Annotated in this window: 8 protein-coding genes and 1 pseudogene; 2 read left to right on the forward strand and 7 right to left on the reverse strand. The window is 42.2% G+C overall.

The features are described 5' to 3' along the window. Together ACFFAP_RS31770 and aroC are read left to right on the forward strand one after the other, a co-directional pair. Positions 1-110 (forward strand): annotated as a pseudogene (locus tag ACFFAP_RS31770) (photosystem II protein D1); the annotation flags it as partial. Positions 111-282: 172 nt separating this feature from the next. Then, positions 283-1,371, forward strand: a complete 1,089-nt coding sequence (gene aroC / locus ACFFAP_RS31775) for a chorismate synthase (RefSeq protein WP_375514948.1) — start codon at positions 283-285, stop codon at positions 1,369-1,371. A gap of 1,133 nt (positions 1,372-2,504) precedes the next feature. On the opposite strand, the gene ACFFAP_RS31780 is transcribed toward aroC, so the two are convergent. From ACFFAP_RS31780 to ACFFAP_RS31810, 7 genes are all read right to left on the reverse strand, one after another. Continuing rightward, the gene (locus ACFFAP_RS31780; RefSeq protein WP_375514949.1) at positions 2,505-3,872 is read right to left on the reverse strand and encodes an NAD(P)/FAD-dependent oxidoreductase; all 1,368 of its coding nucleotides are present in this window, start codon (positions 3,870-3,872) and stop codon (positions 2,505-2,507) included. 98 nt (positions 3,873-3,970) lie between these two features. Next, positions 3,971-4,216: a hypothetical protein gene (locus tag ACFFAP_RS31785; protein ID WP_375514950.1), complete on the reverse strand. Its 246-nt coding sequence runs from the start codon at positions 4,214-4,216 to the stop codon at positions 3,971-3,973. A 39-nt stretch (positions 4,217-4,255) separates the two neighbouring features. Continuing rightward, positions 4,256-4,921 carry a heme-copper oxidase subunit III gene (locus tag ACFFAP_RS31790; protein WP_375514951.1) on the reverse strand — a complete coding sequence of 222 codons (666 nt, stop codon included), beginning with the start codon at positions 4,919-4,921 and terminating at the stop codon, positions 4,256-4,258. Positions 4,922-4,963: 42 nt separating this feature from the next. Beyond that, positions 4,964-6,619: a cbb3-type cytochrome c oxidase subunit I gene (locus ACFFAP_RS31795; protein ID WP_375514952.1), complete on the reverse strand. Its 1,656-nt coding sequence runs from the start codon at positions 6,617-6,619 to the stop codon at positions 4,964-4,966. Beyond that, positions 6,609-7,529, reverse strand: coding sequence for a cytochrome c oxidase subunit II (locus ACFFAP_RS31800; RefSeq protein WP_375514953.1), 921 nt, complete (start codon positions 7,527-7,529; stop codon positions 6,609-6,611). Before ACFFAP_RS31800 ends, ACFFAP_RS31795 begins: the two co-directional genes overlap by 11 nt. Before the next feature lie 24 nt (positions 7,530-7,553). Further along, positions 7,554-8,147 (reverse strand): DUF2231 domain-containing protein, encoded by a 594-nt coding sequence (locus ACFFAP_RS31805; protein WP_375514954.1) that lies wholly within the window; start codon positions 8,145-8,147, stop codon positions 7,554-7,556. Beyond that, the gene (locus ACFFAP_RS31810; protein ID WP_375514955.1) at positions 8,144-8,638 is read right to left on the reverse strand and encodes a DUF2231 domain-containing protein; all 495 of its coding nucleotides are present in this window, start codon (positions 8,636-8,638) and stop codon (positions 8,144-8,146) included. The genes ACFFAP_RS31805 and ACFFAP_RS31810 overlap by 4 nt, the downstream gene beginning before the upstream one ends. Positions 8,639-8,979 lie beyond the last annotated feature (341 nt).

An 8,979-nucleotide genomic window follows, 5' to 3' on the forward strand; every position in this document is an offset into this window, starting at 1 on the left:
ACCTGGGTATGGAAGTAATGCACGAGCGTAACGCTCACAACTTCCCCTTAGATTTGGCTGCTGGTGATCTTGCTCCTGTGGCTCTGACTGCTCCTGCTATCAACGGTTAATTCTGAAGTTTAACTATTAGCAAAAAGCGCCTTTCCAATCTGGGAGGGCGCTTTTTGTTTTTGTGAGTTTTGTTAAGTCAAAAATATTATAAATTTTGGCTAACCTTTTGGACATTAACTTTTTCAATAAGTCTAGGTAGAATACATAAGCCTCACCTTTTTCCTCAAAATCATGGGCAATATTTTTGGTCATCTATTTCGCATTAGTACTTTTGGCGAGTCTCACGGCGGCGGTGTGGGGGTTGTGATTGATGGTTGTCCTCCTCAACTAGAAATTTCGGCAGAAGAAATTCAAGTAGAACTAGATAGAAGGCGTCCCGGACAAAGTAAAATTACGACGCCTCGCAAAGAAGCGGATACCTGTGAGATTTTATCAGGGGTATTTGAAGGCAAAACTCTGGGAACGCCTATATCAATTTTGGTGAGGAACAAAGACACTCGTCCCCAAGACTACGACGAGATGTCCGAGAAATATCGGCCTTCTCATGCCGATGCAACTTATGATGCCAAATATGGCATTCGTAATTGGCAAGGTGGGGGTAGATCCTCAGCGCGTGAGACAATTGGAAGAGTAGCAGCAGGTGCGATCGCTAAAAAAATTCTTCGTCAAGTCGCCAATATCGAAGTTATCGCTTACGTTAAGCGCATCAAAGACTTGGAAGGTGTAGTTGATCCAAATACTGTCACCTTAGAACAAGTGGAAAGCAATATTGTTCGTTGTCCCGATGCTGAATGCGGCGATCGCATGATTGAATTAATTGAGCAAGTTGGTAGACTTGGAGATTCTATCGGCGGTGTAGTAGAATGTGTGGCGCGAAATGTGCCGAAAGGTTTGGGCGAACCAGTCTTTGATAAATTAGAAGCTGATATCGCTAAAGGTGTCATGTCTCTTCCTGCTAGCAAAGGCTTTGAAATTGGTTCCGGTTTTGGGGGAACCCTGCTAACGGGAATTGAGCATAACGACGAATTTTATATTGATCAAAGTGGTGAAATCCGCACATTAACAAACCGTTCTGGTGGTATTCAAGGGGGAATTTCCAACGGAGAAAATATCATTTTGCGAGTTGCATTTAAGCCGACAGCAACAATTAGAAAAGAGCAGAAAACTGTAACTCGTGAAGGCGAAGAAACGCTCCTAGCAGCCAAAGGACGCCACGATCCTTGTGTATTACCGCGTGCAGTTCCAATGGTTGAGGCAATGGTGGCGTTGGTGCTGTGTGACCATTTGTTAAGGCATCATGGGCAGTGTAAGGTTTTGTAGACCTACATTTGACGGACTAAAAATATTGCCGTTGCAGAGAAAACGGGATGATTTAGCAACTTCCAAAATTCCCCTTCTCCTTCCCCTAGTTCCCCCAATTCATGCCACTGTTCTGCAACGCCAAAATATTTATTTTCTTAGGGTGGGTATCTTAACTCGCCCTCTCAAAAAATATTTAGACTTTGTGAACTACCCACACTGACTTGGAGCTTGCCTTGTATAGTGTGGGCTTTTTTACTCATAAATGAGTGCCTAAGCTTAGACTTTTGTGCGAGCTTTTATTCAATGTTTCGATACGAGACGCGATATCGCACAGACAGTATAATAATCTTGCATTGGAAATGTCGCCATTTGAATAGGGTTATCTTTTGTTGCTGAATTATTTGCCTTCTGCACTTTTACCAGAGCAGCGCTGGTTTTTGCAACGCTAGTATAAAGGTTTGAATTTCAACCAAAAAACAGTTAAGAATTTTAAATTTCAGAATTATTTTAGTTTTAGACTTTGGACAAAAAGAAGTGTTCGCGTAAATTATCCGCAGACTGAAAATCTAGGCATGATAAATTACCCCAGTTATTTTTCAAACTAAGTCAAACTAATAGGACTTACGCACTAGGGACTTCCAATTTAAAAAATATCCCATCGCTTTAAGGGCAGGGGATATTTTTTTATTTGGAAGTCCCTTACCACCAATTTATCGGGGGTCGCCACAGGCGGGGGGATCTTATCTCGAACCCTATTGACTGTAATGCTGTCCTTCAAAAGTAATATCAGCAGGACTTACGCAAAATAATGGAAAAACGAACCGCAAAGGCAAGGCAGTGCGCCCTTGCGGTTCCCCGACTTGAAGCAACTGCCGCGCAAAGGACACAAAGGAATCAGAGTTTCAGAGAGTTATTGCGTAAGTCCTAATCAGAAACGAGTTCAAACAAGAGTGCTTGTGTATAGAAATCCAAAGAGCGATGTCTACGACCGGCTACGCCTACGCAGTTTATCATTGTTAAGCCAATAGTTCTAATTGTTTGTACTTGTATATCGGTTTGACTAGACATATTCAACAGCCTCTGTACTTACAATTAACGTTCTGTTAAAGGAAATTAGGTCTAAGTGAAAGTTTTTTCTCACTCCCCACTCTTTATTTACTTTTCTCCTCATCTCCCAATATTTTTAATAATTTTCTCGCAGCTAAAACGCCTACAACTCCCGCACTAACTAATTCCACCGCTTGCACCACTTTTTTACCTACATCGTGAGGGTCGAGGTGGTGATGAAAAATCTCTTCATCCACCCATTCGGTTGTTGCTTTAAAGTCATGAATTGGTGTTGGTAAGAGTGTTAAATAAGTGCCTTGACGGATTAAGTGTGCAGATTCGCCTGCAACTTCAAAAACATTGAACAAGTTAGCAGCAGCATTATTTATCCCCAACTTTAATAAGGTTCCACGGATGTTAACTTTAGCAGGTTTGAGTTCTTCTCCTAAAGCGATCGCTTTCAAATTATGAGCAATATTAGCTCCTTGTTGATAAGCAACTTGGGCTGTATGTGGTAATGAATTATCTTTAACTACTGCACAATCACCGCCGGCAAAAACTTCTGGAAAGTCGAGCAATTGCATCGTAGGAGTGACTAGGAGACGGTTCTGATGATCCCGATGCTCTTTAGGAATTGGTAAGTCTTGAATCAGTGGATGAGTGGAAGTGCCAGTTGTCCAAATTGTGGTGTATGTTGGCAGTGTGTTAACTTGATTATGGCTCTGATATTCAATTGCATTCGGGTGAATAGCTGTGGCTTCTGCTCCCGTAAGGATTTCAATTGGGATAGTGCGTTTTTGTAATTCTTTTTCAGCAATTGGGCGCAGTGGATCGTTAATATCACCATCGAGGATTTTTTGACCATGATTGAGCAATACCACGCGAATTTCACTTGAATTGCCACCTAAAGCGCTATACCAATGTGGTAGAAAATCCGCTAGAGTAGCCGCCATTTCTACACCACTTGCACCACCACCAACTACGACTACTGTTAATAGTTTTCGGCGTTGTTCTACATCTTCCGTTTGGACGGCTTTTTGCAAACAATCACGTAAATGACGGTCAAGAGCGATCGCATCTGCTTGCGTCCAGAAAGGAAAGGCATTAACATTCGCACCTTCAACTTGATGATAGCCAGTGACACTGCCCAAGGCTAATACTAAGTTGCTGTAATTGTAGGAGTTTCCCGAAGCTAATTTAACTTCCCGTTGATGTAAGTCTATCGATTGCACTGCATCTTGAACAAAGATGACACCACTACCTTTAAGTAATTCCGAAAAACGTGGTACTACTTGAAAGGTATCCATTTCGTTATCGAAATATTCATATAATAGCGGCTTAAAGCAAAAGCGCTCGTCTTTATCAATCAAGATAACAGAGCGAGGATAGTGTTCGTGAGCTAGGTGTAAGGCTGTAAATAGCCCGGTAAAACCACCGCCGATAATCACAGTTTGATAAACTGGACTGTTCATAAAATACTCTCCAAACTCTTGATCAAGAGTGTATAATCAGGATTTTTGCCAGAAGTATATTGGTCAATTGTATTTACAAAAGACTAATGACTGATTTGCTATACCAATAAAAACAAAGCAATGAAAATGACGCTGAGAATAAGAGCGAACGCAATCGCATATTCAACTCTCTGACTAAAAAATCCTACAGCAGCAATCAGAGCGATCGCTAGCCCAATAATGCCAATACATTGCTCTTTTTGTAACCCGCGTGCAATTAGTGGATCTTGACCTGGTGCTGGAGTTTCCTGAATTGTTTTTGGGGCGAGTTCTGAGGCTGGTATTTCTTGCAAGAATAAATTCATCAAATTACTCCTTAAAACACTTGGAATTTCTGAATGTTTTTATGCCCGCCAAAGGTAGATAAGCGAGAAAAGAAAGACCCAAACTACATCAACAAAGTGCCAAAACAGAGTAGTCGCACTCGTTCCGAAGTGAGTCTTATTATAGTTGCCTGGAATGAATGAGCGAATCAGCATAATTATCTGAAGCACAACACCAGCCAGAACGTGTAGACCGTGGAAGCCTGTTAGTAAATAAAATGTAGAACCAACTAACCCTGTAGTCAGCTTGAAATCGAGATTTTTCCACTCAATTAATAGACCAACTAAGAAGTAGCTTCCCATTGCGATCGTTATCAACCATAGCCAGCGAAATTTCTTGAGTTGATTACGCTTGAGGGCATTTTCTGCTGGTTGAATCACAAAGCTGCTAGAAAGTAATACTACTGTGTTAATAACCACAAGTGTAGACAATTTTGGCCCAGAAATACCGGGTGGTAGCCAGTTATTAGTAGTCAATCGCAGAGCAATGTATGTAAAGATAAAACTCAAAAAGATGATGCTCTCAGACAGCAGGAACACGGTAAATCCGAACATCCCCTTACCATGATGATCTTCATGAGTACCGCCACCACTTGGTAGAAAGCGCTGTAACCAATTTGGCAAGCGTCGCCGCCACAAATCAAAACGGATAGGACTTTCATCTATATGAGTAGTGCGACGTTGCATAATTAGTAATTAGTAATTCGTTATTAAAATTGGTCTGACTCCTTACTCACTGTGATCAGAACTTTCGATTACTGAGTATATTGGATTGCCGTAGTCATAAGGAGGTCTTGTGACAGTTGGAATCTCCTCAAAGTTATCTCGCGGAGGTGGTGAAGAGGTTGTCCATTCCAACCCAGTAGCGTGCCAAGGATTGTTGACCGCTCTCGGCCCATAAAGCCAAGAGCCTACTATGTTAGCAATAAAAGGCAGCGTCGATGCTCCTAGCAAGAATGACCCCAAGCTAGCGATGATGTTCCATCCCTGATACTGTGGATCGTAGGAAGAAACTCGGCGTAGCATCCCTTGTAAACCTAATGGGTGCATGGAGAAGAAGGTAATATTGGCAGGAATAAAGGTCAGCCAAAAATGCAACTTACCCCAACCCTCGGCATACATTCTTCCAGTGATCTTGGGAAACCAGTAGTAAATTGCCGCGAAGATTGCCATTGTGATCGTGTTAAAAACGATGTAGTGGAAGTGTCCCACAACAAAGTAAGTATTATTAACGTGGATATCAAACGGCGTGGCAGCAAGCATTACACCAGTAACACCACCAAAAATAAACATAGCTGCACCTCCCATTGCAAACAGCATTGGTGTCTCTAGATGTAGCTTGCTCCTCCAGATGGTGGCAGTCCAAGCGAAGGCTTTAATACCAGTGGGTATGGCAACTAACATTGAGGTAGCCATGAAGGTCATCCGCATCCAACCAGGGGTAGCACTGGTGAACATGTGATGTACCCAAACAAAGATGCTGATGAAAGCAATACCTAAAGTAGCGATCGCAACTGACCGATAACCAAATAGGGGATTGCGAGAAAATGCAGGCAAAACCTCCGCAAAAATACCGAAGGCTGGTAGTGCCATAATATAAACTGCTGGGTGGGAGTAGAACCAGAATAGGTGTTGGTAAATGATCGGATCGCCATTTGCATCCGGTTTAAAAAATTGTGTACCGAACGAGAGGTCAAACAACAGCAGGATCAATGCAGCCGTCAAGGCAGGCAAATTAATTAGTTGCAATAACTGGGCACTGAGAACCGACCAAACAAACACAGGCATCCGAAAAAACGTCATCCCTGGCGATCGCATCCAAAAGATGGTTGTCACAAAGTTGACAGCCCCCATGATTGAAGAGATGCCTATCAGGACTAGGCTAACTATCCAAATGAATTCACCGTTAATCAACTGATCCCCTGGAACTTGCAAACTAACTGGTGGATAAGACCACCACCCAGCTTGTGCAGTCCCGTTTGGTACAAAGAAACTAGATAGTAGTAAAAGACCAGCTGGTGGCAGAATCCAAAATGAAATAGCGTTGAGCAAGGGAAAAGACATATCCCGCGCTCCAATCATTAGCGGCACTAAGTAGTTAGAAAGACCTGCATTGAAGGGAATAATCCACAGGAAAATCATGATTGTCCCGTGCATGGTGAACAAACCATTGTAAAGAGGGCGATCAACCAAATTCGATTCTGGGGTGAGCAACTCAGCCCGGATGAGCATCGCTAACAGCCCGCCAATCAAGAAGAAAATGAAGGTCATCACCATGTACTGAACTCCAATCACCTTATGATCGGTGTTGAAGCTGAAATATTCCCGCCAGTCATTTTGATGTTCTCTATCGTTGGCTATAGCTTCACTCAAATCATGTGTCATTATTTATCTTCCTTTGATTCGCTACGGCAGGTTGAGCAGGTGTGACAGTATACCAGCCGCTATTAAACAATGTTTTCGGTGGTTTGATATTTTCGGCAACTGCCTGATTTACTGGGGTTTGTTCGTTAGTAGCAGTTTGCGTCAGCCATTGATTATATTTATCAAGGGATTCAACGTATACATCCGTTTCCATTAAGGAAAAGTAAGTACCGCTAAATTGAGAATCTTTCAGCCGATATTTGCCTGCGCGAATGGGTGTTAGCACAAGATCAATCTTGCGCCCTGGAATAATATCCTGCTTTAAGCGAAACTCAGGGACGTAGAAACCGTGGATCACATCTTGCGCTTGCAGATTTAAGCGAGTGCTGCGATTGATCGGCAGATGCAGTTGATTACTAGTAACATTATTTGGATAACGAAAAGACCAATCCCACTGCTTAACGAAAACATCAATAGTTTCAGACGCAGGTTTGGGGACATCACTGACGTTTGCGGCGTAGGCGGGTGCAGATTCTAAGGGTGTGTGCAAATGCACAATTTGCTTTAAACCCAGAATATCTAATTGCTGATAAATATTGAAGCTTTGCAAAGCAATCCACACTACTAACAAAGTCGGGGTTGCTGTCCACAATATTTCTAGCCTTGCATTACCTCTAGAAGGGTGTCCCTCGCTGTAGTCTTCTGGGGGGGCGCGATGGAAGACGATCGCATACACTATAACGCCAACTAGCCCAAGGAAGATGAATGCTCCAATTGAGACTAAAAAGCTAAATAAATCATCTACCCGTTGTGCTTCTGCTGTAGCTTGGGGAGGCATCCAAGAAAACGCCTGCTGCCCAATCCACCGACTGAGGACGAGCAGCACTGCTACATAAAAAGCTATTAATATATATTCAAAAATAGTAAACATAAAATTTGAGAAATTCTCGTTTAATTATTTGTTGTAAATATTTTTGACAATGGTATTAGCGGCATTAACATGAATCCCAAATTCCTCTCCCAATTGCGCCCCCAAAGTTCCGTGGACGAATAATATCCCCATTATCGCAATGCCTGCTAACAAGTAACTCCACTGCACCTGTCTGGAAGCATCCTTACGCCAGTGGTAGCGTTGCAAACCTCTCCATACAGTCATGCCTACAATGATCCCCAACAGCAAAACACCACCCAAACCATGTAAAAGCATCGTCCAACCAGCACTTAATCCCCAAGCACTCTTTTGATCAACTGGTGGATTTGCCAACAGTAGCTCAAAAAAACCAGCAGCAACCGTGAAAAACGTGATAGCTGCTGCTCCTATAAGGTTGTACCAGCCGACATCAAAAAAGCCAGAACGGATAGCAGTCAATCCCAAAAATTTAAAAATTGGTTTTTCTAAAGCAAACAGCGCTCCTGCTAGATCAAAAATGATGGCAATGATCAATAAACCCAGCGTTAGATGCACCAACTGCGGATGTAGAGGAATCTCGTAGGGTAATCCGTTAGCACCCAGCCGTAATCTCAACTGCTCAATCAGTTGCGAGTTCATGGTGAAACTCCCTGTTTCATAGCTTGAACTACAGGCTCTACGTGCAACCCATATACCCAAAACAGTTTACTCCCCAAATACACTTGTAAAAATACTAGGCATACTAACAATGTTGCAGCACCTAAGTAAGCAGGTGGTACTTTTCGGGGGTTGCGGTTGCGAATCACAAAACGCCATGCTGCGATCGCAGCAACAATCGCCGCCAGTGACCAACCCAACACAGTATGATAATTCAACGTTGGCTGAACAGCTTTGTAGATGTTCGCCAAACCTGCTTCAAACTGACCAAAGATCACCGCTAGAAAAATGGCGATCGCAGCAACAAACATATTCCAGAAACTCACCTCAAACAAACGCACGTTGCGGGTGAAATACCCCACCACATCACACAAAAAAGAAAAAAACACCATCGCAATCACAAAGTGAACGATAATTGGGTGCAAAGGATCAGGGTAAGGTAGATTCTGGCTATTAAGAGGTAAGGCAGACATCGCTTTTTCCTTGGGGTATCAGTGTCGTGATTACTTAGAAAATTGGTAAAAATAAGATTCAGTAGTGAATGTTTGAAGATTTTTAATTTTGCAGATGCTGACAAGATTTAGAATTCCTAACAATCAATATCTAAAATCTAGAGTAAAAAACTACTGTCTTAGGGATGACTTATCTAAAAAGAATTTATGATTTACTGTTAGTTACTATTTATCCAATTTCCAATTTTATTAATAAAATCAGATCGCAAAAGGCAAAATTTAGTGAAAAGAGTTTTTTTTAGTTTTAAAATCACTAGGATGCCTGTTAAAGTTAGTCGTAAATTTGCTTCTCCGACTTATTT

This window comes from uncultured Nostoc sp. (assembly GCF_964245575.1).
GTDB lineage: Bacteria > Cyanobacteriota > Cyanobacteriia > Cyanobacteriales > Nostocaceae > Nostoc.

Bases quoted from the DNA above. Each gene is read 5' to 3' on its own strand.
- ACFFAP_RS31795 (WP_375514952.1), bottom strand. From the start codon at position 6,619: ATGACACATGATTTGAGTGAAGCTATAGCCAACGATAGAGAACATCAA.
- ACFFAP_RS31800 (WP_375514953.1), bottom strand. From the start codon at position 7,529: ATGTTTACTATTTTTGAATATATATTAATAGCTTTTTATGTAGCAGTG.
- ACFFAP_RS31810 (WP_375514955.1), bottom strand. From the start codon at position 8,638: ATGTCTGCCTTACCTCTTAATAGCCAGAATCTACCTTACCCTGATCCT.
- ACFFAP_RS31785 (WP_375514950.1), bottom strand. From the start codon at position 4,216: ATGAATTTATTCTTGCAAGAAATACCAGCCTCAGAACTCGCCCCAAAA.
- ACFFAP_RS31780 (WP_375514949.1), bottom strand. From the start codon at position 3,872: ATGAACAGTCCAGTTTATCAAACTGTGATTATCGGCGGTGGTTTTACC.
- ACFFAP_RS31790 (WP_375514951.1), bottom strand. From the start codon at position 4,921: ATGCAACGTCGCACTACTCATATAGATGAAAGTCCTATCCGTTTTGAT.
- ACFFAP_RS31805 (WP_375514954.1), bottom strand. From the start codon at position 8,147: ATGAACTCGCAACTGATTGAGCAGTTGAGATTACGGCTGGGTGCTAAC.
- aroC (WP_375514948.1), top strand. From the start codon at position 283: ATGGGCAATATTTTTGGTCATCTATTTCGCATTAGTACTTTTGGCGAG.